24 protein-coding genes are annotated in these 23,331 nt (G+C 58.7%); 15 read left to right on the top strand and 9 right to left on the bottom strand.

Features of this window, described 5'->3' with window-relative positions:
* Position 1 precedes the first annotated feature (1 nt).
* Entirely contained in the window at positions 2–2,161 is a 2,160-nt protein-coding gene (gene selD, locus ACR0L4_RS10855) for a selenide, water dikinase SelD (protein WP_480512869.1), read from the top strand.
* Here selD and mnmH read toward each other — a convergent pair.
* Positions 2,152–3,204, bottom strand: a complete 1,053-nt coding sequence (gene mnmH / locus ACR0L4_RS10850; RefSeq protein WP_480512867.1) for a tRNA 2-selenouridine(34) synthase MnmH — start codon at positions 3,202–3,204, stop codon at positions 2,152–2,154. The genes selD and mnmH overlap by 10 nt on opposite strands.
* Before the next feature lie 53 nt (positions 3,205–3,257).
* Positions 3,258–3,917 (bottom strand): SOS response-associated peptidase family protein, encoded by a 660-nt coding sequence (locus ACR0L4_RS10845; protein ID WP_170751162.1) that lies wholly within the window; start codon positions 3,915–3,917, stop codon positions 3,258–3,260.
* 55 nt (positions 3,918–3,972) lie between these two features.
* Here ACR0L4_RS10845 and ACR0L4_RS10840 point away from each other — a divergent pair, with 55 nt between their 5' ends.
* Positions 3,973–5,625 (top strand): sulfotransferase, encoded by a 1,653-nt coding sequence (locus ACR0L4_RS10840; RefSeq protein WP_170751164.1) that lies wholly within the window; start codon positions 3,973–3,975, stop codon positions 5,623–5,625.
* A 43-nt stretch (positions 5,626–5,668) separates the two neighbouring features.
* Here ACR0L4_RS10840 and ACR0L4_RS10835 read toward each other — a convergent pair whose 3' ends face one another.
* Complete coding sequence (locus ACR0L4_RS10835) at positions 5,669–7,252, bottom strand: bifunctional metallophosphatase/5'-nucleotidase (protein ID WP_480512864.1); 1,584 nt, start codon at positions 7,250–7,252, stop codon at positions 5,669–5,671.
* A gap of 108 nt (positions 7,253–7,360) precedes the next feature.
* Here ACR0L4_RS10835 and ACR0L4_RS10830 point away from each other — a divergent pair, with 108 nt between their 5' ends.
* Genes ACR0L4_RS10830 through arsC form a run of 4 tightly spaced genes read left to right on the top strand, consistent with a single transcriptional unit; the run spans position 7,361 to position 9,520 of the window.
* Positions 7,361–7,699 (top strand): DUF952 domain-containing protein, encoded by a 339-nt coding sequence (locus ACR0L4_RS10830; RefSeq protein ID WP_480513216.1) that lies wholly within the window; start codon positions 7,361–7,363, stop codon positions 7,697–7,699.
* Positions 7,696–8,127 carry a DUF1330 domain-containing protein gene (locus ACR0L4_RS10825; RefSeq protein WP_480512862.1) on the top strand — a complete coding sequence of 144 codons (432 nt, stop codon included), beginning with the start codon at positions 7,696–7,698 and terminating at the stop codon, positions 8,125–8,127. Before ACR0L4_RS10830 ends, ACR0L4_RS10825 begins: the two co-directional genes overlap by 4 nt.
* Positions 8,124–9,182, top strand: coding sequence for a quinone-dependent dihydroorotate dehydrogenase (locus ACR0L4_RS10820; RefSeq protein ID WP_480512860.1), 1,059 nt, complete (start codon positions 8,124–8,126; stop codon positions 9,180–9,182). Before ACR0L4_RS10825 ends, ACR0L4_RS10820 begins: the two co-directional genes overlap by 4 nt.
* Positions 9,179–9,520 carry an arsenate reductase (glutaredoxin) gene (gene arsC, locus ACR0L4_RS10815; RefSeq protein ID WP_480512858.1) on the top strand — a complete coding sequence of 114 codons (342 nt, stop codon included), beginning with the start codon at positions 9,179–9,181 and terminating at the stop codon, positions 9,518–9,520. The genes ACR0L4_RS10820 and arsC overlap by 4 nt, the downstream gene beginning before the upstream one ends.
* On the opposite strand, the gene ACR0L4_RS10810 is transcribed toward arsC, so the two are convergent.
* From ACR0L4_RS10810 to ACR0L4_RS10800, 3 genes are read right to left on the bottom strand one after another with little or no spacing between them, the layout of a single operon-like run.
* Positions 9,517–10,833 carry an MATE family efflux transporter gene (locus ACR0L4_RS10810; protein ID WP_480512856.1) on the bottom strand — a complete coding sequence of 439 codons (1,317 nt, stop codon included), beginning with the start codon at positions 10,831–10,833 and terminating at the stop codon, positions 9,517–9,519. The genes arsC and ACR0L4_RS10810 overlap by 4 nt on opposite strands.
* Positions 10,834–10,835: 2 nt before the next feature.
* Positions 10,836–11,354, bottom strand: coding sequence for a PaaI family thioesterase (locus ACR0L4_RS10805; RefSeq protein ID WP_170751177.1), 519 nt, complete (start codon positions 11,352–11,354; stop codon positions 10,836–10,838).
* A 4-nt stretch (positions 11,355–11,358) separates the two neighbouring features.
* Entirely contained in the window at positions 11,359–11,775 is a 417-nt protein-coding gene (locus ACR0L4_RS10800; RefSeq protein WP_480512854.1) for a PaaI family thioesterase, read from the bottom strand.
* A 114-nt stretch (positions 11,776–11,889) separates the two neighbouring features.
* Here ACR0L4_RS10800 and ACR0L4_RS10795 point away from each other — a divergent pair, with 114 nt between their 5' ends.
* The 8 genes from ACR0L4_RS10795 (at position 11,890) to ACR0L4_RS10760 (ending at position 19,592) form a co-directional block, all read left to right on the top strand.
* Positions 11,890–12,258, top strand: coding sequence for a MerR family DNA-binding protein (locus ACR0L4_RS10795; protein ID WP_170751181.1), 369 nt, complete (start codon positions 11,890–11,892; stop codon positions 12,256–12,258).
* 246 nt (positions 12,259–12,504) lie between these two features.
* Positions 12,505–12,906 carry a MerR family DNA-binding protein gene (locus tag ACR0L4_RS10790; RefSeq protein ID WP_170751184.1) on the top strand — a complete coding sequence of 134 codons (402 nt, stop codon included), beginning with the start codon at positions 12,505–12,507 and terminating at the stop codon, positions 12,904–12,906.
* A 38-nt stretch (positions 12,907–12,944) separates the two neighbouring features.
* The gene (locus tag ACR0L4_RS10785; protein WP_480512851.1) at positions 12,945–14,726 is read left to right on the top strand and encodes an acyl-CoA dehydrogenase C-terminal domain-containing protein; all 1,782 of its coding nucleotides are present in this window, start codon (positions 12,945–12,947) and stop codon (positions 14,724–14,726) included.
* Between the two features lie 55 nt (positions 14,727–14,781).
* Positions 14,782–14,994 carry a hypothetical protein gene (locus tag ACR0L4_RS10780; RefSeq protein ID WP_152457422.1) on the top strand — a complete coding sequence of 71 codons (213 nt, stop codon included), beginning with the start codon at positions 14,782–14,784 and terminating at the stop codon, positions 14,992–14,994.
* Positions 14,995–15,054: 60 nt separating this feature from the next.
* Positions 15,055–15,693, top strand: coding sequence for a glutathione S-transferase family protein (locus ACR0L4_RS10775; protein ID WP_480512849.1), 639 nt, complete (start codon positions 15,055–15,057; stop codon positions 15,691–15,693).
* Between the two features lie 11 nt (positions 15,694–15,704).
* On the top strand, positions 15,705–16,916 hold the full coding sequence (locus ACR0L4_RS10770; RefSeq protein ID WP_480512847.1) for an acetyl-CoA C-acetyltransferase: 1,212 nt from the start codon (positions 15,705–15,707) through the stop codon (positions 16,914–16,916).
* Positions 16,916–17,398, top strand: a complete 483-nt coding sequence (locus ACR0L4_RS10765; protein WP_480512845.1) for a cupin domain-containing protein — start codon at positions 16,916–16,918, stop codon at positions 17,396–17,398. Before ACR0L4_RS10770 ends, ACR0L4_RS10765 begins: the two co-directional genes overlap by 1 nt.
* Positions 17,391–19,592: a 3-hydroxyacyl-CoA dehydrogenase NAD-binding domain-containing protein gene (locus tag ACR0L4_RS10760; RefSeq protein WP_480512843.1), complete on the top strand. Its 2,202-nt coding sequence runs from the start codon at positions 17,391–17,393 to the stop codon at positions 19,590–19,592. Before ACR0L4_RS10765 ends, ACR0L4_RS10760 begins: the two co-directional genes overlap by 8 nt.
* A 42-nt stretch (positions 19,593–19,634) precedes the next feature.
* Here ACR0L4_RS10760 and ACR0L4_RS10755 read toward each other — a convergent pair whose 3' ends face one another.
* From ACR0L4_RS10755 to ACR0L4_RS10745, 3 genes are all read right to left on the bottom strand, one after another.
* A complete protein-coding gene (locus tag ACR0L4_RS10755; protein ID WP_480512841.1) occupies positions 19,635–20,423 on the bottom strand; it encodes a Hint domain-containing protein in 789 nt (262 codons plus the stop codon).
* A gap of 137 nt (positions 20,424–20,560) precedes the next feature.
* Complete coding sequence (locus ACR0L4_RS10750) at positions 20,561–21,247, bottom strand: sulfotransferase family 2 domain-containing protein (RefSeq protein ID WP_480512839.1); 687 nt, start codon at positions 21,245–21,247, stop codon at positions 20,561–20,563.
* The gene (locus ACR0L4_RS10745; RefSeq protein ID WP_480512836.1) at positions 21,244–22,179 is read right to left on the bottom strand and encodes a DMT family transporter; all 936 of its coding nucleotides are present in this window, start codon (positions 22,177–22,179) and stop codon (positions 21,244–21,246) included. Before ACR0L4_RS10745 ends, ACR0L4_RS10750 begins: the two co-directional genes overlap by 4 nt.
* A 138-nt stretch (positions 22,180–22,317) precedes the next feature.
* Between ACR0L4_RS10745 and ACR0L4_RS10740 the strand changes: the two genes are divergently transcribed.
* Positions 22,318–23,331: a hypothetical protein gene (locus ACR0L4_RS10740; RefSeq protein WP_480513214.1), complete on the top strand. Its 1,014-nt coding sequence runs from the start codon at positions 22,318–22,320 to the stop codon at positions 23,329–23,331.

The raw sequence follows: 23,331 nt of genomic DNA, 5'->3' as shown, positions 1-23,331 counted from the left end.
GATGCACAAACCTCCGCTGCCCCTGACCCGTGATCTGGTTCTGATTGGTGGAGGACATACCCACGCCCTGCTGCTGCGCAAATGGGGGATGAACGCCTTGCCCGGCGCGCGGGTGACAGTGATCAACCCGGGACCAACCGCTCCTTATTCGGGGATGTTGCCCGGCTATGTTGCCGGTCACTACGCCCGATGGGAGCTGGACATCGATCTGGTAAAGCTCGCCCGGTTTGCGGGGGCGCGGGTGATCTTGGGGGCGGTCGACGGCATCGATACCACGCAGCGCTGTATCCATGTACCCGGGCGACCTCCGGTCGCTTTCGATGTGGCCTCGGTCAATGTCGGGATCACGTCGGAAATGCCCGCCCTGCCCGGTTTTGGCGAACACGCCGTGCCTGCCAAGCCTCTTGGCCCGTTCGCCGCCCGTTGGGCCACATATCTGGACAGTGACGGCCCCGCATCGGTTGTCGTGATCGGGGGTGGCGTTGCTGGCGTTGAACTGGCCATGGCTATGGCCCATGCGCTGAAAGTCAGGCAACGCCCGACGCAGGTGACGCTGATCGACAATGCCTCGGCCCTGACAGCGACGGTCCCCAAAGCCGCCGCAACCATCCGTCAAGCAATGACCAACCTCGGGGTGGACGTGCTGGAAGGGGTGTCGATCAAAAGCATCACTTCAAACCATGTCGCGCTTGAGGATGGCCGACAGATTCCGGCAGATTTTGTAACTGGCGCCGCCGGTGCCCGTGCCTATGACTGGATCAGCCGCACCGGGCTGGACCTGAGTGACGGTTTTATCCGCGTGAACGGTCACCTTCAGTCCAGCGATCCCGCAGTTTTCGCCGCCGGAGACTGCGCCCACCTGACCGAGAATCCGCGACCCAAGGCGGGGGTTTACGCAGTACGCGAGGCGCCGGTTCTGTTCAACAACCTGCGGGCCGCGCTGGGAGCCGGGAAAATGCGCCGGTATGTGCCCCAAAAGGACTATCTGAAACTGATTTCTCTTGGCGGCAAATCTGCGTTGGGGGAACGCCTGGGCACCTCTTTCAGTGGCGCATTGATGTGGAAGTGGAAAAACCACATCGACCAGACCTTCATGAACAGATTTCGAGACTTGCCAGCCATGAAAGCCACAGCATTGCCCCACGCGTATGCCGCCGGTGTACCCGAGGCACTGGGCGACAAACCGATGTGTGGTGGCTGCGGCGCAAAGGTCGGACGGGACGCTTTGCAACGCGTGATCAAAGCTCTGCCCGCTACTGTTCGGTCAGATGTAACACCATTGCCCGGAGACGACGCGGCATTGCTGACAACCGGCACTGCAAGGCAGGTCATGACCACGGACCATCTGCGCAGTGCGACCAACGACCCGGTGCTGATGACGCGTATCGCGGTGGTCCACGCCCTGGGGGATATCTGGGCCATGGGCGCGGACCCTCAGGCTGCGACCGCGACGATTATCCTGCCCCGCATGTCCTCCGAGTTGCAGGAACGGACCTTGGCCGAAATCATGCACAGCGCGAATGAGGCGATGCAAGAAGCCGGGGCCGAAATCGTCGGTGGTCATAGCTCGATAGGGGACGAGATGACGATCGGCTTCACGGTTACAGGTCTGTGCCCCAACGCGCCGATCACGCTGGCGAGTGGAAAACCCGGGGACGTGCTGATTCTGACCAAACCGATTGGCAGCGGCATTGTGATGGCGGCGGAAATGGCCGGACGTGCTGACGGTGATACAGTCGCCACGGCATATGATCTCATGACCCATTCGCAGGCGGCGGCAGCGTGCATTCTGTCGGGCGCGCATGCTATGACGGATGTCACGGGATTTGGACTGGCCGGGCATTTACAAGGGATATGCAACGCCTCCGGCTGCGGCGCGGTGCTGGATATTGCTGCACTTCCGGTGATGCTCGGAGCACTCGAGCTGAGCGAAAACGGCATCCGCTCGACCCTGTTTGACGAGAATCGATCCATTGCGCCCGAGCTCCCCTCGGACGGGAAGGCCGCGCTGTTGTTTGACCCTCAGACCGCAGGTGGTTTGCTGGCGGCAATCGACCAAAGTGACGCAGATAACGTATTGAAACGCCTGCGTGAAGCCGGATACCCGGCACAAAAGATAGGACGCCTGACCGACGCTGCGGGGTTAACGCTTCAAAGCTGATCCAATGCATGTTCGATCTGGACAGCGGCATTGTGCAACCCAGCTTTGTCCAACTGCAAAACATCAATCCGAGCCAGAATTTTGACAGGATGCAACCGTTGGGACTTGGCATAAGCAGGATCGTAGTGCTGTTCCATCAGCGCGCAGGTCAAGAGGTGTTTGTCCCCGGCATCGATCAGGTCCAGCCATGTATCAACAACTTCGTGCCCGCGATGTGAGCGAAGCGGAGACAGCCGGTCACGCAACCGATCACCATCCGACAGAATGTCGTCGTAGGCGCGGGTCAGATACGCGGCACGCTCCGCAAGCGGCGCGGCAACCTGAATACGCGGTGCATTGCATATTGCGGTCCAGAGGCTGGGTGGCAGAATACGATCGCCGATCTTCGACGATTCTGCTTCGACCACGACGGGGCGCGCGGGGTCCAGCGCACAGAAAGCGGCAGAAAGAGCGGACTCAAAGGATTTCTGGCTGGGCTGCCCACCCGGCATTTCGCCCAGCAGAGACCCACGATGGTTGGCCAACCCTTCCAGATCAACGATCTGAATTTCACGTTGGGCAAGGTGCTGAAGCAATTCGGTCTTTGCGGTTCCGGTATAGCCATCCAAGGCCACTAACCGAAACGGCAGCGGCCGATCATACAGATACGCGTTCACAAGGCGGCGATAGGTGCGGTACCCGCCATCGACCACCTCGGCCCGCCAGCCGATCTGTTGCAATGCCCATGTGAACGAGCCCGAGCGCTGACCGCCCCGCCAGCAATAGACCAGCGGTCGCCAGCTTCCCTGATGATGGCTGAGGCTGTGTTCAACGTGCCGGGCCGTGTTTCGAAACACCAAAGCCGCTCCGATTTTCCGGGCCAAAAACGGGCTTTGTTGCTTGTAGATCGTACCCACCCGCGCGCGTTCTTCATCGTCCAGCACAGGCAGATTGATCGCACCCGGCAGGTGGTCTTGGGTAAACTCGGCTGGGCTGCGGACGTCGATCACAGCATCAAACCCATGCGCATAGAGCTGCGGTAAATCAGAGAATTTTATAGCCATGCCAATGATCTAACCGCCAGAGCCTGACAAGAAAAGCCCGCCAGCGATCATTGTCAGATTGCCTCGGGCAATTCAGGTCCTGAGGCACGGTTGGAATTCACGGCCGTGTCGACACGATGAAACTTCAACACATCCTCGGCCCCCGGACGCATCAGCCGTGCCGCCCCCTTGCCCGCTTCTCCCAACCAGAGCGGCCAATCGTCCGACTCGATGATCAGGGGCATCCTATGGTGGATGGCTGACAGGGTTTGGTTCGCCTGCGTGGTGACGATGGCACACGTGGATTGCCGCGCCTCCTCAGAACCCCAATCCTGCCAGACGCCCGCAAATGCGATGGTGCCGCCGTTTTTGCGGCTGATATACCAGGGCAGCCTTGTCCCTTGTTCCGTCTTGGTCCATTCATAAAATCCACTCGCCACGATCAGGCAGCGCCGCGTGCGGCTCGCCTCGCGAAATGCAGGTTTTTCCGCAATTGTTTCGGCCCGCGCATTTATTAACAAAGGCCCAGCTGTTTGAGTTTTGTACCAGTGCGGCAGAAACCCCCATCGCAATGCATCCAACTGACGTCCGGCGTCCCCGGAACGCACAACGTGAACCTGATTTGTAGGACATACATTGAAGTTGGGCACCGCAGGTAAAGCATTCGCGGGCCGCGCAGAAAATAGCTGCGCCATTGCGTCATTGGGAAGAGTTATTGCAAACCGTCCGCACATGGGTAATGAACCATCGATAACCGTTTCATACAGGCACAGGGTCTCACGGGGTCACATGGAAAATCAAACAGCGAATTCCTTGAAGGGCAAGGCTATGGCTTTGCTGGACGCAGGAAAGCTGCCGCAGGCGCTAAAGAAAGCCCAGTTGGGTATCAAAAAGTTCCCGAAAGATTCCGACTATCAGGCGATCGCAGGTTTTGTTCTGACGGAAATGAAACAATACAAGCGATCAATCCCACATTTTGTGGAAGCCTCACGGATGAAGCCCGATGATCCGCAGTTTGCCGAGAACCTTGCAAATGCGCTGATGCAGACTGGTCAGGTGTCCAAAGCTCTGTCCTATGCGGAACAAATGGCGGAAAAGTTTCCGCGCAACAAAGAACTCGCCCGGGTTATCGAGGAAATCCAACGCCAGGGTAAGAACTGGCGTTCGATCATACAGTATACGACCCACAAGTTGGAAACTGACCCCGATAATCCCAAGTTTCTGTCTAAACGGGCGAACGCCTACGGGCGTATAGGCTTCGTCGACGACAACACACGCGATGTGTCGCGCGCCTACGAATTGGCCCCAAACAATCTTGGCATCGCCTTCCAAAAAGCAATCAACCTCCACCAAAGTGGTGACAAAGAAGGCATGCTTAGCATTTTGAACGACATCCTGGACGCCAACCCAACACATCCCTCTGCCTTGTTCCAACTGTCTACCATGGTGGAAACGGAAAAAGCAGCTGAGTTCCTTGAAACGCTGGACGCTGCAATCAAGGAGAACGAAGCGGCGGCCCCGGATCTGGAGTTTGCCAAAGCGCAGGTGATTTCCAAGGCAAATGGGTTGAACGCAGCGCTTCCCCAGTTTGCGGTTGCCAATGCAATGCAGCACGAAACAAATCCCTATAATGTGGACCGCGAGGAGCAGAAATTCCAACAGATTACCTCTCTCTTTCCGGTCACAGCCACTCAGCCAAGTTCCGGGGTAATCAAAAAACCAGTCCCTATTTTCGTGATCGGACAACCGCGTTCGGGTACCACGTTGATGGAGATGATGTTGAGTTCGGACCCACAAATTTCCGGGTGCGGGGAGCTCATTCTGGCCGCGGATTTGTCTAGCGACTACCGAAAAGGCGAAAAGGAATATGATGACGAAGCCGCCCGCGATTTTGCAGAAGATTTTCGCGAACTCATGCCGCCCATTCCTGCAGACTCGACCGCATTCGTCGACAAGATGCCCCACAACTACCAACGGGTCGGTTTCCTTTTGTCCGCCTTCCCAAATGCCAAAATCATCAACATGTTGCGCGACCCGCGTGATGTCGGACTGTCGAAATGGATCAGGCGATTCCCTGCTGGTGGCATGAACTACTCGTCAAAACTGGAGACCATCGCCCATTCCGCAAACATGTACCGGCGCTACATGGCGCATTGGGATGCCGTGTTCGGAGATCAGATTTTGACTGTTCAATACGAGGATCTAGTAGCTGACCCGAAGACCTACAGCCAGCAAGTGGCCCAGTTCTGCGGGATCGAATGGACCGAAGTCATGATGCATCCGGAAGACAACAAAAAGCAGGTGCGCACGGCCAGTATCGACCAGGTTAGAAAGAAAATTTCGACCAAATCAATTGGCGGTTGGCGCGACGTTGCCGATCACATCCAGCCGATGCTGGACGGGTTCGATCCCGCGCTCTGGCCGGAATACGATTTCAGCTGATAGGAAAAAACACCGCGCCCCAAGGGCGCGGTGTTTTCTATCGCTATTTCCGTTGGATACGCCCATCCAGGTAGGGTTGGTAGGGTGCGTTTTCCGCAAGATACTCGGCCGTGACGTCCGCCAAATCCGGACCGTAGTCATAGGCGTTCTTGTCGTCGCCTTCAAACATACGGTACCCGTCTCCACCATTGCGCACGTAGTTGTTCGTGACGACAAGATATGTTGCAGATGGATCAATTGGCACAAAACCGTCGCCTTCAGCCACCATCACATCGCTGATACGTCCTTCCGTTGGAGCCACGGACGGGTCCCAAGTAAAAGTCAAGCCAGCAACCTGCGGGAAGCGACCTTTCACCTCTTCGACTTGGCTGACGCCGTTTTCCAATGCATCGATCACGCCCTGACCGCTGATCTCAAAGGTCGAAAGGGTGTTCTGGAACGGCAGCACAGTCAGCACTTCGCCCATTGTAACCTCACCTTCGTCGATCGAGGCGCGCAGACCGCCCGCATTCGCTATCGCGATTCGAGCCCCCTGATCCGCAACACGCGCGAGCATGGCATCCGCAACAAGATTGCCCATCTCGCATTCCTGAACGCGGCAAACATCGCGCGACCCCTCAATGGCAGCGGCCGAGCTGGCAACGACTCGCTGTTTCATCTCTTCAATCGGCGCGCCCATTTCTGCGACACGTGCCGCGATCGCTGCATCCGGTGTAACAGAGGCATCCAGAAGGATTGGTTCACCTTCTGCCGAAATCAGATTGCCGTCGTCATCAAAGGTCAAAGTGACCTCGCCCAGATATTTTGAATACGCATAGGCCTGAACCACCGGCACATCGCCGACCATCACCGGGTAAGGGCCTGCCGCATCCTCATCGGTGTTGGACAGCAATGTGTGCGAATGGCCTCCGACCACCAAGTCAAGACCCGGAACTTGTTCGGCAATCTGAAGGTCCTTTGCCAGTCCCACGTGATTCAAGGCGATGATGATATCCACGCCCTCTTCTTCCAACGCGGCCACATCAGCCTTCAGGCTTTCGATCTCATCCTGGAAAATGACATCCTTGCCGGGGCTCGACGTGTCCACCGTGTCGGTAGCCAGGGCGGAGATAATGCCGATCTTCTGGCCACCAACCTCAAGAACCACATGGTTTTGGACCTTGTCTTTCAGTTCAGCCGAGGAGGACAGGTCCAGATTTCCCGATATGACCGGGAAACTTACAGCGTCGATGAACGCCGCCAGACCTTCGGGACCGTCATCGAATTCGTGGTTGCCGACTGCCATGACGTCATAGCCGATGTCCTCCATGAACTCGGCTTCGGCTGCGCCCTTGTAGGTCGTGTAAAAAAGCGACCCCTGAAACGGATCGCCCGCGTCAAGCAGCAGAACATTTTCATCCGCGAGTTCGCCACGCTTGGCGTCGACGGCCGTTTTCAGACGGGCCATTCCCCCAAAACACTTGCCCTCTGCCTCGTCCTCGGCATCGCAGGTTGAATCGTATTTGTTGATCGACTCGATACGACTGTGAATGTCGTTGGTGTGCAGAATGGTCAGCTTGTATTCGGCGGCAGCCGCTCCCGCAGTCAGGCTGAGCAGAGCGGCGGACGCAAGAAGACGGGTTAACATATTGAAACTCCCTGTCGTTGTTTGCTTGGATCGTGCTCTGATGACGCGGAAGAGTCAAAGGTGGAAATGCAACTTGATTCCACTTGGCAGGCGGGGCATCACGACGCCATGCTGATCTACAAGATATTTCGGGCCCACGAATGGGCAGAATTGCAAGCTCACGGGGCAACGGATGGCGCACCGATCGACGTGTCAGACGGGTTTGTCCACTTTTCGACCGCTCAGCAAGCCGCAGAAACCGCTGCCAAACATTTCGCCGGGGTCGAGGGCCTGACCCTGCTGGCCTGCGATGCCACCGCAATGGGCGGCGACCTGCGATGGGAGGTGTCGCGCGGCGGGGACCTGTTTCCGCATCTTTACCGTCAGATTCGCACAAGCGATGTTGTTTGGGCGCGCGCCCTGCCTTTTGACGGCCAAACGCATCAATTCCCGCGAGAGATGGTATGAGCGCCTATGTCGATCCCGAACGCGAACAGTTCGACGCCTTCAAGGTGCTGGATCGGAATCATCCCATCGAAATGCTGAACCTCGTCCGGTTTCGCACGGCAGCGGTTTATCCATCGGGTCACGCTCTGGCGAATTCTGGTCTGACGGGGCCCGAGGCCTACCGGAACTACGGTACGGAAACCGCCCCGATCCTGACCCGAATCGGGGCATCAATCTTGTGGAGGGGCGCGTACCAGGCGACGCTGATCGGGCCGCTGGATGAAACATGGGACGAGGTGTTCATCGCCCGCTACCCCACCGCCCATGCCTTTCTTGAAATGATAACCGACCCTATCTACCGGGCCGCCGTCGTGCATCGTCAGGCGGCGGTCGCAACGTCGCGCCTGATCCGTTGTGGCGAGATGCAAACAGGAGCATCCTTCGGATGAAGCTGACTGAAAAACTGGGGCTGGCGGCCCTGCACCGAATGGATCCGGAAACCGCCCATGGGATGTCGATCAAGGCGCTGAAGGCCGGTCTGGCCCCGACGCCCGGCCCGGTGACATCGACGCGGCTGGCCACCAAAGTCGCTGGACTGCACCTGCCCAATCCAGTGGGACTGGCGGCAGGTTTCGACAAGAACGGCGAGGTGCTTACCCCGCTGTCAAAAGCGGGTTTTGGGTTTATTGAAGTCGGCGCCGTGACCCCGCGCCCGCAACCGGGAAATCCAAAACCACGCCTGTTCCGACTGACCGAGGACAAGGCCGCCATCAACCGTTTTGGCTTTAACAACGACGGTATGGAAGTCATGGCACAGCGTCTGGCCCATCGTCCGAAAGACGCGGTGATCGGCTTGAATCTTGGCGCGAACAAAGACAGTGACGACCGGCCCGGAGATTTCGCCAAAGTACTGGCCCATTGCGCCACGCATCTGGATTTTGCGACCGTCAATGTCTCGTCCCCGAACACCGAAAAGCTGAGGGATCTTCAGGGCAAGGCCGCACTTGGTGCCTTGTTAAGCGGCGTCATCGAAACGCGCGATGCGCTGCCCTGTCCCTTGCCCATCTTCCTGAAAATTTCACCGGACCTGACCGAGACCGAGTTGCAGGACATCGCGGAAGTGGCCGCCGAAACGGGTGTGGATGCCGTGATTGCCACCAACACCACTCTGTCCCGGGATGGTTTACGCAGTGCACACAAGACGGAAAAAGGCGGTCTATCCGGGGCACCGCTTTTCGAAAAATCGACCCGCGTGTTGGCCCGTCTGAGCGCGTTGACCGAAAACAAGATCCCGTTGATCGGTGTGGGCGGCATCGGCACGGCCGAACAAGCCTATGCCAAGATCTGCGCAGGTGCCTCGGCGGTGCAATTTTATACGGCGATGGTATATGGCGGTATTTCTCTGGCGACCGATATCGCGCAGGGTCTGGACGCCCTGCTGGCCCGCGACGGGTTTGATACTGTTGCGCAGGCGGTCGGCAGCAAACGAAAGGACTGGCTGTGATTGAATACTGGCACAACCCGCGCTGTTCGAAGTCCCAGATGGGATTGGTTTTGCTGGAAGAACGTGGAGCCGAGATTCACGTCCGAAAGTACCTTGAAGACGCACCGTCGGTCACCGAACTGCGGGCGGCACAAGCCCTACTGGGTGTTTCCGCTATTCAGATGATGCGCACGGGCGAGACGCGGTTCAAAGAACTGGGGCTGTCCAAGAACACCCCTGATGCGGACCTGATCCAAGCCATGGCCGAAAACCCGATCCTGATCGAACGGCCTCTGGCGATCCTGAATGACAAGGCCGCCATTGGACGCCCGCCGGAAAACCTGTTGGGCCTGCTTTAGGCCACGCGAGCCTCAAGTCCGCGATACCGCCAGCCCATGGTCACGCCGCGCGCGGTATTGAGCACCATCAGCGCCGCCCAAAGTCCATGATTGCCGAAGGCGGGCACCAGCAAGAACAGGGCGACAACGTAGATCGCCACCGATTGCAACATGGCATTGCGCATCTCGCGCGTCCATGTCGCCCCAATATAGATACCGTCAAACATCCAGCTGGCCACGCCGACGATCGGGGCGATTGCAGCCCAGAACAGGAACTCACGCCCGGCATCCCGCACCTCGGGCGATGTGGACATCAGATCGATCAACGCCGGTCCGGCAAAGTAGAACGTGGCCCCCAGCAGGACCGCCCCACCGACACCCCATTGCGATGCCATGATCGAGGCGCGTCGCACCTGATACCTGTCGCGCGCACCGACGGCCCCACCCACGAGGGCCTCGGCGGAAAAAGCGAACCCATCCAACGCAAAGGCTGTGATCTCAAGAAACTGCAAAAGCACCTGATTGGCCGCAAGGTTGATGTCGCCCAGATCGGAACCCACGAACAGGAATGTTGTGAACGATCCGGTCAGAAGGACAGAGCGGATCATGATGTCGCTGTTTACTTGCAGCATGCGCCGCAGGCGGGCCGCATCAAAGATGCGGGGCCAATCACGCCAGATTTGATTTTGAAACCCAGTGCGGCACAACCACAGGCCCAGCGCAAGCCCGGTCCATTCTGCGATCAGCGTGGCAATCGCCACACCTTCCACACCCCAGCCAAGACCCAGAACGAACCACAGGTCCAGTGCGATGTTCAGGCCGTTCATCCAGACCTGCAACAGAAACACTCCGCGCGTGCGCTCAACCGCGATCAGCCAGCCGGTCACCGCATAAAGCGCAATCGTCGCAGGCGCCCCCCAGATACGTATCTCAAGATACGCGCGCGAAAGCGACTCGACTTCGGGGCTGGCGGGGGACAACCAAAATGCCCCACTAAAAATCGCCACCTGCGCAAGGATGAACAGCAATCCCGCCGCCCCGCCCAGCATCAGCCCCCGGATCAGCAGGGCGCGCATCTCGGCTATGTCCCCTGCCCCGCGCGCCTGTGCGGCAAGGCCTGTTGTCCCCATCCGCAGAAATCCGAAGATCCAGTAGATCGCCGACAGGATCACCGCACCGATCCCCACCGCGCCAATGGGGGCTGCTTCGCCCATCTGGCCGACAACGCCCGTATCCACCGCGCCCAGTATCGGCACTGTCGCGTTAGACAACACAATCGGCACCGCGATCTTCAGCACCCGCCTGTGAGTTATGGGTGCCGAGGCGTCCCGCATGGTCAGCCCTTGTCCCGAGACGGCTGCGGCATCAGGAAATGCCCCGTTGCCTGAGCAAACAGCTTGGCGTGATTGTCCTGCCAGGCCTCAACCCGGACCGAGGCATAGCGCCGCCCTGCCCGATTGATAAACGCGCGCGCATAAGCGTCGCGTGGCAGGCCAGACCGCAAGTAATCGACCGTGAAATCGATGGTCTTGGGAAAGCGGATGGATTCGTCAGCTACGATAGCCGCTGCATCGATCTCACCACTTTCAATGCCGGGATACAGATGCTCCCAGCTCAGCGTGATCACCGCTGTCACTTCAAGAAACGCCGCCGTCACACCACCGTGGATGGCGGGCAGCAGAGGGTTGCCGATCAGCTTTTCATCAAAGTTCAGAACGCCGGTCAGTTCATCGCCGCGGCGGTCGAAACTGATGTTCAGAAACCGGATATAGGGCACGCCATCGACCAGCGCGCGCAGCGCCGCATCGCGCCGTTGCTTGACCACCTGCACCGGTTCGGGACGGGATCGGGCCATGTTGCTACCCCTCTACAGTAAACGCGCCAGACGCGGTCGCCACGGGTCGTTCGTGATCATCATCCATAGCCGTTGCCCGCACAAAGGCGACGTTGCGGGTGATATGGTAGCAACTGGCCCGCGCCGTTATGCTCTGCCCTGGCTTTGCAGCCCGCATATAGTCAATGCGCAGATCGATCGTCGCGGTTCCCCCTGGGGCCGACGGATGGCTCATCACCGCGGCACCGCAGCAGGTATCCAGAATGGTCGAGATCGCCCCACCATGAATCACACCGGTGCGCGGATCGCCGATCAGGTCCTGATTGTACGGCATCGTGATCTCGGCCTCACCTTCACCGATCTGCGTCAGCCGCAGACCGATGGCCCGCGCATGAGGAATGGCCTCGATGAACTGGCGGGCTAGAGCTGTCTTGTCGACCATTGAGTTACATCCTGTGTTGGCGCCCCCTTTATGAGCCGCAGAAAAAGCAAAGGGCAAGCCCACCTGTTGCGCTTGCCGTCGCGACGCCCTAGGTTGCGAACGAGGAGACCCCGAATGTCCGACAACCGTTTGTCATTCAAAGACATGTGCGCCGAGTTCGATGTGACGCCGCGCACTCTGCGCTACTACGAGTATATTGAGCTGTTGCAGCCAGACCGCGAAGGCCGGTCCCGATTTTATGGGGCGCGGGAATGCGCGCGGATGAAGCTGATCATGCGAGGGCGGAAATTCGGTTTCCCTCTGGAAGAGATTCGGCAATGGCTTCTGATTTACGAAGATCAGGGCAACCAGGCCCAGATGGCAACCTTTGTCGAAATGGCCGACCGGCAGATGGAAGAGCTGCGCCAACAGCGCGCTCAGCTTGACGAGGCAATGGACGAACTCAGGCGCCTGCGAAATCACACTGCGAACTCCCTGAACTGAACTGTCGGATTGTAGCTACGCATCAAAGCGCGTCACGGGCTTGATGATTCCGATTGCGATCCTGGCCCGAAAACATCGTGACGTTGGGGAAATAAAATTGCGGCCCTTCGCCCTTACGTGTTCTGATGTTACGTCAACTTTGAAGTGACGCAGCGTCTGGATTACGCAAACGTCACTCTCGTGTTGTAAAGCGAACAGCAACTGCGCAAGTCCTGTCAGATGACGCCAGTGACGAGGGTATGAACAATGACCGAAGACCTTATGACCATCCGCGATATGTGCGAGACCTATGATGTCACGCCTCGTACCTTGCGATTCTATGAGGCAAAGGAATTGCTGTTTCCGATCCGCGAGGGTCAGAAACGACTGTTCACCAAACGGGATCGTGCACGTCTCAAGCTGATCCTGCGCGGCAAGCGGTTCGGGTTCAGCCTTGAAGAAATCCGCCAGCTTCTGGATTTGTACCACGTCGGCGACCAACAGCTGACCCAGATGACCCGGACCTTTGAGATTGCGTGCGAGCGTCTGGCCGATATGGAATCGCGCCGCGAAGAGTTGACGCAAGCCATCGACGATCTGAAAGAGCAGTTGCGCTGGGGCGAGAAGGTCATCGCCTCGATGAAACACGAAAAAAAGGCGGCTGAATAAGCCCGCCCACCCGGACATATGAATTAAGGGAGCTTCACATGCCCGTTTACAACGCGCCAACCAAAGATATGCAGTTCATCCTGCACAACGTCCTGAATGTCTCGCAATCGGATATTCCCGGCTATGACGAACTGGAGGCCGAGTTTACCGGTGCCGTTCTGGAAGAAGCCGGCAAGGTTGCCACCAACGTTCTGCACCCGCTGAACGTGGTTGGAGACACCGAAGGGTGCCGGCTGGAAAACGGTATCGTGTACACCCCAACCGGGTTTAAAGAAGCCTTCGAGCAGATGAAGGAAGGTGGTTGGACTGGCCTCGACATGCCGGAAGAGTATGGCGGCCAGAACATGCCCTATGTCATGGGCACAGCCGTCGGCGAGATGTTCTCGGGTTCAAACCAGGCGTTCACGATGTATCAGGGTCTGACCCATGGTGCCGCTTCGGCCATTCTGGCGCACGGAACCGACGAGCAGAAGAACACTTATCTGCCCAACATGGTCAGCTGTGAATGGACCGGCACCATGAACCTGACCGAACCGCATTGCGGCACCGATCTGGGCCTGATGCGCACCAAAGCCGAACCGCAGGCGGATGGAAGCTACAAGATTTCCGGCCAGAAAATCTTTATCTCGGCTGGTGAACACGACATGGCCGACAACATCATCCATCTGGTGCTGGCCAAGATCGTGGGCGGCCCCGAAGGCATCAAGGGCGTGTCCCTGTTCATCGTTCCCAAATTCCTGGTCAACGAAGACGGCAGCCTGGGTGAGCGCAACGGCGTCGCCGTTGGCAACATCGAAGAGAAAATGGGCATCCACGGCAACTCGACCTGTGTGATGAACTACGACGAGGCAACCGGATACCTTCTGGGTGAAGAGCACAAAGGTATGCGCGCCATGTTCACAATGATGAACGAGGCCCGTCTGGGTGTTGGCATGCAGGGTCTGTCCCAGGCCGACGCGGCGTATCAGAACGCTGTGGAATACGCCAAGGACCGCCTGCAGGGCCGCGACGTGACCGGGGCGAAAAACCCTGATGGCCCCGCAGACCCGCTGATCGTTCACCCCGACATTCGCCGCAGCTTGATGGATCAAAAAAGCTTCACCGAGGGCGCGCGCGCGTTCATCCTGTGGGGCGCGACCATGATCGACAAGGCGCACCGCTCGGGCGACAAGGATGCGGACGGGCTGATCTCGCTGCTGACGCCGGTCATCAAGGGCTTCCTGACGGACGAAGGCTACGACATGACCGTTCAGGCCCAACAGGTCTATGGCGGCCACGGCTACATCGAAGAATGGGGCATGTCGCAATACACCCGCGATGCCCGTATCGCGATGATCTACGAAGGTGCAAACGGCGTTCAGGCGCTTGACCTTGTGGGGCGCAAGCTGGCGCAGGATGGCGGCAAGCACGTCATGGCGTTCTTCGATATGGTCAAAACCTTCTGCAAGGAAAACGCCGGCCAGAACGAAGCCTATGACAAAGCCTTCATCGAACCGCTGAAGGCCGCATCCAAGGATCTGCAGGCCGCTGGCATGTACTTCATGCAGGAAGGCATGAAGAACCCGAACAACGCTCTGTCCGGTTCTTATGACTTCATGCACATGTTCGGTCATGTCTGCCTGGGCCTGATGTGGGCGCAGATGGCCAAGGCCGCACAAGACGCGCTGGACGGTGGCGCCTCGGACAAAGAGTTCTACGAGACCAAGATCAACACCGGCCGGTACTACATGGCGCGCCGCCTGCCCGCGACTGCAATGCACCTGTCGCGCATTCAGACCGGTGCAGATACGGTGATGGCTCTGGACGCGGCGAACTTCTGATCACAGTCTGGGCTCGGGCGACACCGCCCGGGTCCTTGTATTCGGAGGAGACAGAATGCCCAAACGCTTTCGCCTGACCCGCCGCTTCCCGGTTGCCATGACCGAGGACGGCTATCGCAAACTCAGGGCTTTTGCCCGCGAGGCCGGGTTGGATGAAGGCGAGGCGCTGTCTTTTCTGTTCGAGAATTTCAACAGCGTCATTGACGAAGACAACCTGACCCATCGATTGCGTCTCTTCAATTCCGAGTTGGAGGCGCGCAAGCGCTAGGCACCAAGGCCGAAAAGCTTGGGCAGCAGATGCACAAAACGCCACGGGAGGGGCGAGCGCATGACCATAAAACTGCATTGCTTCGGAGAAAGCGGGAACAGTTACAAAGCTGCTCTGGCACTGGAAATGTCCGGTCTTGACTGGGAACCGGTCTTTGTCGATTTCTTCAAAGGCGTCACCCGCAGCCCAGAGTTCCGCTCTGATGTCAACGTAATGGGCGAAGCGCCCTTCCTGATCGACGGTGATTTCAAGACCTCCCAGTCTGGCGCGATTCAGGCTTATATCACTGAGAAATCAGGTAAATTCGGCGGCAAGACACGGGAAGAGAACTACGACATTCTGCGTTGGGTGCTGTGGGACAACCACAAGCTCAGCTCGATGGCGGGCATGACCCGCTTCCTGATGAATTTCCTGCCCGAAGAACACCGCAATGCCGATGTGATTGCCTTCAACCAAGGCCGTCTGAAAGCGGCCTATGATGTTCTGAACACCCACCTTGAGGGCCGCGACTGGATTGTTGGGGACGGCGTGACCAACGCCGATCTCAGCTGCTGCGGTTACCTCTACTATCCCGAACCATTCGGCTTTGACCGTGCCGACTGGCCCAACATCGACGCCTGGCTGACTCGCCTGTCCGAGCAGCCCGGCTGGAAACCCCCCTATGACCTGATGCCCGGCAACCCGTCGGATCGAGCTTAAGGAGAAGACCCATGACCGAAGCTTACATTTATGACGCCCTGCGCACCCCGCGCGGCAAGGGCCGTAAGGATGGCAGCCTGCACGAGGTAACCTCGGTGCGCCTGTCCGCCTTGACCCTGAACGCGATCAAGGAACGCAACAACCTCGAAGGCCACGCCGTTGAGGATGTGATCTGGGGCAACGTCACCCAAGTCATGGAGCAAGGCGGCTGTCTGGCGCGCTCGGCGGTTCTGGCCTCGGACCTCGACCAGTCGATCCCTGGTCTGGCGATCAACCGCTTCTGTGCCTCGGGCATGGAAGCCGTGAACCTGGCCGCAAACCAGGTCAAAGGCGGCGCGGGTGAGGCTTATATCGCGGGCGGTGTCGAGATGATGGGTCGCGTGGCCATGGGCAGCGACGGTGCCGCGATTGCCGTAGACCCGACGCTGGCAATGGACACCTATTTCGTACCGCAGGGCATCTCGGCCGACATCATCGCGACCGAGTTTGGGTTCACCCGCGACGATGCCGATGCGCTGGCCGTTGAGTCTCAGAAACGCGCGGCTGCGGCTTGGGAAGACAACCGATTTGAGAAGTCGGTCATCACCATCAAAGACCAGAACGGCCTAACCATTCTGGACCGCGACGAATACATGCGCCCCGGCACCGACATGCAGAGCCTTGGCGCGTTGAACCCGTCCTTCCAGATGATGGGTGAGCAAATGCCCGGCTTCGACAAAGTCGCGATGCTGAAATACCCGCATCTGGAGCGGATCAACCACATCCACCACGCGGGCAATAGCTCGGGCATCGTGGACGGCTCGGCCGCGGTTCTGATCGGTAACAAGGAATTTGGTGAGAAATACGGCCTGAAACCCCGCGCCCGCATCAAAGCAACTGCGAAGATCGGCACCGACCCGACCATCATGCTGACCGGCCCGGTTCCAGTGACCGAGAAGATCCTTGCCGACAACGGCATGAAGATCGGCGATCTGGACCTGTTCGAAGTGAACGAAGCCTTCGCCTCAGTCGTGCTGCGCTTCCAGCAGGCGTTCGACGTCGATCCGGCGCTTGTAAACGTCAACGGCGGCTCGATCGCGATGGGTCACCCGCTGGGTGCAACCGGTGCCATGATCATCGGCACGCTGCTGGATGAGCTTGAGCGTCAGGACAAAGAAACAGGTCTCGCCACGCTCTGCATCGCATCCGGCATGGGTGCGGCAACCATTATTGAGCGGGTCTGATGCCCAAGCTGGATCTCTCTCAGATCCCATTCAAGGGTGGCTCATCCTATCCCGGCAAACTGGCCGAGGCGGTCGGTGGCCGTTTCAACCAAGGCGTCGGAGATGCGGGCGGGCTAACGCAGTTCGGGGTCAACATCGTACGGCTTGAACCGCAGGCTTTGTCCTCGCTGCGCCATTACCACATGGAGCAGGACGAGTTTGCCATCATGCTCAGCGGTAAATGCGTGCTGATCGATGACGATGGTGAGCATGAGATGCTGCCCGGTGACTGCGCCGCTTGGCCAGCCGGTGAGGCAAACGGCCATCACCTTGTGAACAAGACCGATGTGCCCGCGACCTTTCTGGTGGTGGGCACACGGACCCCGACCGAGACCTGTATCTACAGCGACTTAGACATGATGGTGAAGGATAACGGGAACACCTTCACCTGCAAGGATGGCAGCCCACTGACGGCTGACCAGATTGGAGATGACAATGACTGATTTCACTCTGAGCAAAGACGCAGACGGCGTCGCTTTTGTGACCTGGGATGCCCAGGGCAAATCCATGAACGTTCTGACCCGCGAGGCCTTTCAGGAGGTCAGCCAACTGATTGATCAGGCCCTGAATGATGATGAGATCAAGGGGATCGTTATTACCTCGGGCAAAGAAGGCTCATTCGCGGGTGGCATGGACCTGAATACCCTCGCCACCATCCGTCAGGAGGCCGGTGATGAACCGGCGCAGGCGCTGTTCGACTTCGTCATGGGCGGCCACCACATCCTGCGCAAGTTGGAACTGGCGGGCATGGACCCCAAGACCAAGAAGGGCGGCAAGCCGATCGCCTGTGCCATCAACGGCACCTGCGCTGGTATCGGGACCGAGATCGCACTGGCCTGTCATCACCGTGTCATGACCTCGAACGCCAAAGCCAAGATCGGCCTGCCCGAGATTCTGCTGGGCATCTTCCCCGGCGGCGGCGGTACCATGCGCTATAGCCGTATGGTTGGTGCGATGGCGGCCGCTCCGGTCCTGCTTGAAGGCAAGATGATGGACCCGAAGAAAGCCAAGGGCGCTCAGCTGATCGACGGTGTTTCGGACGATCCCGTCGCAGCAGCCAAGGAATGGGTTCTGAACGCCAAGGACGCCGATCTGATCAAGCCGTGGGACGCGAAGGGTTACAAAATGCCCGGCGGCGCGCCCTACCACCCTGCTGGCTTCATGACTTTCGTCGGCGCCAACGCGATGGTTCATGGCAAGACCCAAGGCGCCTTCCCGGCGGCAAAGGCTCTGCTGAGTTCGATCTATGAAGGGGCGCTGGTAGATTTCGACACCGCCCTGAAGATCGAGGCCCGTTGGTTCACCAACGTTCTGATGAACCCCTCCTCGTCGGCCATGATCCGGTCGCTGTTCCTGAACAAGGAAGCCTTGGAGAAAGGTGCGGTCCGCCCCAAAGATGTAGCTGATCAGCGCGTGAAAAAGGTCGGCGTTCTGGGCGCTGGCATGATGGGTGCCGGTATCGCTCTGGTCTCGGCGCAGGCCGGGATGGAGGTTGTTCTGGTCGACCGTGATCAGGCTGCCGCCGACAAGGGCAAAGCCTATTCCGAAAGCTATATGGACAAGGGCATCAAGCGCGGCAAAGCCACTGCTGAGAAGAAAGAGGCCGTGCTGGCCCGCATCACAGCCACCCCTGATCTGGAGCATCTGAAAGGCTGCGATCTGATCATCGAGGCCGTGTTCGAAGACATGGGCGTCAAGGCCGATATGACCAAAAAGGTCGAGGCGATCATCCCCGAGGATTGCATCTTTGCCTCAAACACCTCGACCCTGCCGATCACCGATCTGGCGAAAGCCTCGGTGCGGCCTGAACAGTTCATCGGCATCCACTTCTTCTCGCCGGTTGAGAAGATGTTCCTGGTCGAGATTATCAAGGGCAAGGAAACCGGGGATCGCGCTGTCGCCAAGGCGCTGGACTATGTGCGCCAGATCAAGAAGACGCCGATCGTGGTCAACGATGCGCGCTTCTTCTACGCCAACCGCTGCATCATTCCTTACATCAACGAAGGCGCGCGAATGGTCACCGAGGGCGTCAGCCCCATCCTGATCGACAACGCGGCACGTCAGTTGGGCTTCCCTGTCGGGCCGATCCAGTTGACTGATGAGACTTCGATTGATCTGGGTGCCAAGATTGCGCGCGCGACCAAGGCCGCAATGGGCGACGCTTATCCCGAAAGCCCCTCGGACGATCTGATCTTCTGGATGGAAGAACAGGGCCGTCTGGGTCGCAAATCAAACGCAGGGTTCTTCGACTATGATGAGAAGGGCAAGCGCGTTGAATACTGGAAGGGCCTGCAGGACAAGTACCCTCTGGCCGAAACCCAGCCTGAACTGATCGAAGTGCAGGAACGTTTGATGTTTGCTCAGGTTCTGGAAGCCGTCCGTGCGCTGGAAGAAGGCGTTCTGGAAGACATCCGCGAAGGCGACGTGGGCGCCATTCTGGGCTGGGGATTTGCACCTTGGTCTGGCGGTCCGCTGAGCTGGCTGGACATCATCGGCACGCCCTATGCGGCTGAACGCTGCGATCAACTGGCCCAGGCCTATGGTGCGCGCTTCAGCTGTCCGCCGCTGCTGCGCGACATGGCCGAAAAAGGTCAGAGCTTTTATGGCCGCTTCAACCCCGAAGCCAAAGCGGCTTGAACATCGAACGCAGGCGCATTGATACATGCGCCTGCATTTTCCTTAGCGAAGCGCAGGGTTTGTCTGCCATTCCGGCCGAAGAAACAGAACCGGCGTGTTTGGTCGCCCGGGCCGTCCCGGCCTGCGAATACCTACGGCCGGGCGGATCGGAAAGATCGGGTCCTGAGGGATCGGGGCAGGCAGGGCACCCAGCGGATTTGCAAGGGCAGAGACATCGCCGCACTTTGCAACCTCTTCAGCCAGTGCAACCGCCTCATCCTCCTCCAAAACCGCATAGCGTTCTTGCCCCTCGGACCGCGCCAATCTGAACCGTCCCGACGGGCAATAGGCTTGCAGCCCGCCTTCGATAAAGATCACCTCGTCCTGATCAAAGAAAAGGGACACCACATCGAAAGAGGCCCCTGGCGATTGCGATGAAAAGCGGCACGACCCGTTCAGAATCCGCGCAGGTAAAACCGAAAACCCATCTGCAGTCAGATCAAGTTTACCAAGGTCCAGCGCCATCCCTTGTTCCGGCATCAGCCACACAGGCCGCCCGTTATAGGCCGCACGGGCCGGAACAAAGACAGGCAGATACGCGGCCCGGCTTTCGCCCGCCGGGATATTGACCCGGTTGGTCGACACCCGGCGCACTTCTTTGAACCCATGGTCCAGCGTTCGCACCAGATCGCCGACGACAAGACGTTCGATCAGCTTCCAACCACTGGTGGTCGCAATCTTGGTCCCATGCAAAAACCCACCTCTGCGCGCCGACACAGCATCCGGGTCGACCGGCAGATCCACTTCATCATAAAACTCGGAAACATCCGAAATACTCACTACTTCCAACACGTGCCTAGCCCCCTTTTGGCACTTTCATTCATGTCTTAATTGCTAGCAGCAGAAGCAGTGAGCCGTCTTATTTTGGTCATATTTGCGCCCGATTTGAGGCAAATCAACGCAATTCACGCAACAGACAACCCGCTGCACTATGCTTTAGTGGCGGATTGGAAACGATCTGGGTGCGGTGGGTCGAACCGATACCCGAATCTCTGAATGTCTTCTGCGCAGGCTTCGGCCACCGCATGTGCCGACTGTTCGGAGTAGTAGTGGCGATAATCCTGATGCCGGTCCGAAGTATTGAGATGTGGCAGCGAGAGGTCAAAACCCAGATGACGGAACAAAGGTTCGGCATCCTGCCCAAAACACTCCAGTCGTATGAAAAGACGGCATTGCTCGATCCCGTCGGACCGGGTCATGTAGCGCCGGGCCGGGTGGTCGCGAAAAGACTGCAGGATCGTGGGATGCGCCGCAAACGACGCGAACTCCAGTTGCTGCGACAGGGTCACGGCCTCATGATCAAAGCTTTGTTGCCTCAGCCAGTGGTAGTAGCTGACAAAACGGTCCCACGGATTTCGCACCATCGTAAAGGTGAACATCGACTGCAACACACCATCCGGCAACACCCCGTCGATATCGGCAAGTGTCGCATGTTTTCGTAGCCGCCCCCGTGCGGTCAGCGCCTTGGCGCGGTGTCGACGCCTCAGGGCTTTTGGGGTATCCCCAAGCAGGATGTCATCCTTCATGGCACGCTGCTCAAGCGCCAACGCCAGCGAGGTGCCGCCCGTCTTGGGCATATGCACAAACACATAGCGTCGGCCAGGGGATATGATCATGCGGCCTCCTGTTCGTCGCGCGCGCGCCCTGCCCGCCACCCCAGCACAGCCCCGGCAGTTGCAATCAAGCCGATGCCAACGATCTGCGTCGGGCCGATGGTCTGCCCCAAGGCGACCCAAGCAAACACCGGGCCAAAGATCATCACCGAGTATTCGAACACCGCCACGAAAGATGGCTCACCAACCTGATAAGCCTTGATCAGCATGAATACCGCGATGGTCGAACCCACGGCCTGCACCACAACCCACGGCAATGCGGCGCGCATGTCCCACACCACACCGCGGGTGACAAACCCTTCGGGCCCGTCGGGCGTCGTGACGGGAAAAGCCGTAAATACGGCCAGCCCGATTGCGCCGGCCAGCCCCAATACAGCAATGTTATTGGCCAAAAGCGCCACGGTACTTTCGTCGGAACAATAGGTGCGCGTGACAATCGCGCTGAGTGCGTAAAAGAACCCACCTGCCACCGGCAAAAGCGTTCGGGTGTCGAAATCGGTTGGGCTCGGTTGCAGAACGCACAGAATCCCCGCGAACCCGATCAGAACCGCACCGATACGCCAGGGACCGATTGTTTGTTTCAGACCTATGGCCGAAATCAAAAGGACAAACATGGGCGAGGTGAACAACCCGGCCAGCGCCTGCGCGATTGGCATCATCGCCAGCGAGGCGAAATAGAAAAGCATGGCGGTTGCAATCAACATGCTCCGCAACAACACCGCACCCAGACGTTTGGCGCGCAACGTTCCAAAGCCCAACAGCGACAGTCCGACGATCAAGGGCAACATCAACACGGCACGGCTGAAATGGAACTGCCACAGGCCGATCGTTTCGGCTAGCAGGATCACCACATTGTCAATCACGCCAAGGATTGCCATCGCCGCCACCATCAGTACTGACGCCAGTATTGGCAAAGTCGTCTTTTCCGCCTGCATGTTTTATCCCGAATTCGTTTCGCGCACCGACGCGCCCCGCCATCCAGCATATTTCGGAAACCGGGCGCAACAGGTTTGCGCGTCGGGATTTCAGCGTGCTAAGCTGTGGCAAAAGAAAAAATGAGCAGCTCAATCCAGATGACGGCCCTGAAACAGTATCAGCGGATCGAAGCCACGGGTCTGTGGCGCCCCTCGCCCGATGCGCAGCGGCGCGAGGTTGTGATCTCGATTGGTGAGGCGACGCTGACAATCTCGGATTTCAACGACCGCGCGTTGACTCATTGGTCGCTGGCGGCACTTGAGCGCCAAAACCCGGGCCTCTATCCCGCGATTTTCAATCCTGACGGCGACCCAGACGAGACGCTGGAACTGGCTGAAAGCGAAAAGACGATGCTGGAAGCCATCGACCGGCTGCAACGCGCGATTGACCGGGCCCGCCCCCATCCCGGACGGTTGCGGTGGCTCAGCGTCGGCGGCGTTGTGGCCGCCGTACTGGCCGTGATGCTGCTGTGGTTGCCCGGGGCGTTGCAAAGCCATGTGGTTTCGGTCGTGCCCGAGGTGAAGCGGCAGGAGATCGGCGACACCATTCTGAAACGGATCGAACGGGTCTCGGGGCGGGCCTGCACGTCGCGCGACGCACAAGCTTCGCTGGATCGTCTGGCCAAACGCACAGGTGTCAGAAAGATCATCATTCTGCCGGCCGGAGTACAAAGCAGCCTCAGCCTGCCGGGTGGAACCGTGTTGTTGAACCGCTCACTGGTCGAGGATCATGAAGACCCCGTCGTGGCCGCAGGGTTCGTCATAGCAGAACGCGCGCGGTCCTTGCAGCAAGACCCGCTGGATGATTTGCTGGACAGAACCGGGGCATCCTCGGCGTTTCGCCTTTTGACGACCGGAGGTCTCACACCCGAGATCGTGGATACCTACACAGAACAGGTTCTGTCGGAACCCCGTCCCTCTGTCGCCGATGAAAAGCTGCTGGCGGTGTTTTCGCAATCCGCCCTCCCCTCGACCCCCTACGCCTATGCCCGGGACATCACCGGTGAAACCGTGCTGGGCCTGATCGAGGCCGACCCAATGGCCGGGCGCACGCTTGAGCAGGTATTGCCGGACCGCGATTGGGTCCAGCTACAAAACATCTGCAGCGAATGA

The organism is Ruegeria sp. AB5, from assembly GCF_056542645.1.
Note: the sequence above shows the minus strand (reverse complement) of the source record. Positions and strands in the feature narration are given on the sequence as shown.

What these genes read in the sequence shown, in the direction of transcription:
- ACR0L4_RS10840 (WP_170751164.1), top strand. Translation starts at nt 3,973, where the DNA reads ATGGAAAATCAAACAGCGAATTCCTTGAAGGGCAAGGCTATGGCTTTG.
- ACR0L4_RS10775 (WP_480512849.1), top strand. Translation starts at nt 15,055, where the DNA reads ATGACCATAAAACTGCATTGCTTCGGAGAAAGCGGGAACAGTTACAAA.
- selD (WP_480512869.1), top strand. Translation starts at nt 2, where the DNA reads ATGCACAAACCTCCGCTGCCCCTGACCCGTGATCTGGTTCTGATTGGT.
- ACR0L4_RS10760 (WP_480512843.1), top strand. Translation starts at nt 17,391, where the DNA reads ATGACTGATTTCACTCTGAGCAAAGACGCAGACGGCGTCGCTTTTGTG.
- ACR0L4_RS10785 (WP_480512851.1), top strand. Translation starts at nt 12,945, where the DNA reads ATGCCCGTTTACAACGCGCCAACCAAAGATATGCAGTTCATCCTGCAC.
- ACR0L4_RS10820 (WP_480512860.1), top strand. Translation starts at nt 8,124, where the DNA reads ATGAAGCTGACTGAAAAACTGGGGCTGGCGGCCCTGCACCGAATGGAT.
- ACR0L4_RS10825 (WP_480512862.1), top strand. Translation starts at nt 7,696, where the DNA reads ATGAGCGCCTATGTCGATCCCGAACGCGAACAGTTCGACGCCTTCAAG.
- ACR0L4_RS10780 (WP_152457422.1), top strand. Translation starts at nt 14,782, where the DNA reads ATGCCCAAACGCTTTCGCCTGACCCGCCGCTTCCCGGTTGCCATGACC.
- ACR0L4_RS10830 (WP_480513216.1), top strand. Translation starts at nt 7,361, where the DNA reads ATGCTGATCTACAAGATATTTCGGGCCCACGAATGGGCAGAATTGCAA.
- ACR0L4_RS10845 (WP_170751162.1), bottom strand. Translation starts at nt 3,917, where the DNA reads ATGTGCGGACGGTTTGCAATAACTCTTCCCAATGACGCAATGGCGCAG.
- ACR0L4_RS10770 (WP_480512847.1), top strand. Translation starts at nt 15,705, where the DNA reads ATGACCGAAGCTTACATTTATGACGCCCTGCGCACCCCGCGCGGCAAG.
- ACR0L4_RS10800 (WP_480512854.1), bottom strand. Translation starts at nt 11,775, where the DNA reads ATGGTCGACAAGACAGCTCTAGCCCGCCAGTTCATCGAGGCCATTCCT.
- ACR0L4_RS10835 (WP_480512864.1), bottom strand. Translation starts at nt 7,252, where the DNA reads ATGTTAACCCGTCTTCTTGCGTCCGCCGCTCTGCTCAGCCTGACTGCG.
- mnmH (WP_480512867.1), bottom strand. Translation starts at nt 3,204, where the DNA reads ATGGCTATAAAATTCTCTGATTTACCGCAGCTCTATGCGCATGGGTTT.
- ACR0L4_RS10750 (WP_480512839.1), bottom strand. Translation starts at nt 21,247, where the DNA reads ATGATCATATCCCCTGGCCGACGCTATGTGTTTGTGCATATGCCCAAG.
- ACR0L4_RS10795 (WP_170751181.1), top strand. Translation starts at nt 11,890, where the DNA reads ATGTCCGACAACCGTTTGTCATTCAAAGACATGTGCGCCGAGTTCGAT.
- ACR0L4_RS10805 (WP_170751177.1), bottom strand. Translation starts at nt 11,354, where the DNA reads ATGGCCCGATCCCGTCCCGAACCGGTGCAGGTGGTCAAGCAACGGCGC.
- ACR0L4_RS10745 (WP_480512836.1), bottom strand. Translation starts at nt 22,179, where the DNA reads ATGCAGGCGGAAAAGACGACTTTGCCAATACTGGCGTCAGTACTGATG.
- ACR0L4_RS10765 (WP_480512845.1), top strand. Translation starts at nt 16,916, where the DNA reads ATGCCCAAGCTGGATCTCTCTCAGATCCCATTCAAGGGTGGCTCATCC.
- ACR0L4_RS10790 (WP_170751184.1), top strand. Translation starts at nt 12,505, where the DNA reads ATGACCGAAGACCTTATGACCATCCGCGATATGTGCGAGACCTATGAT.
- ACR0L4_RS10810 (WP_480512856.1), bottom strand. Translation starts at nt 10,833, where the DNA reads ATGCGGGACGCCTCGGCACCCATAACTCACAGGCGGGTGCTGAAGATC.
- ACR0L4_RS10740 (WP_480513214.1), top strand. Translation starts at nt 22,318, where the DNA reads ATGACGGCCCTGAAACAGTATCAGCGGATCGAAGCCACGGGTCTGTGG.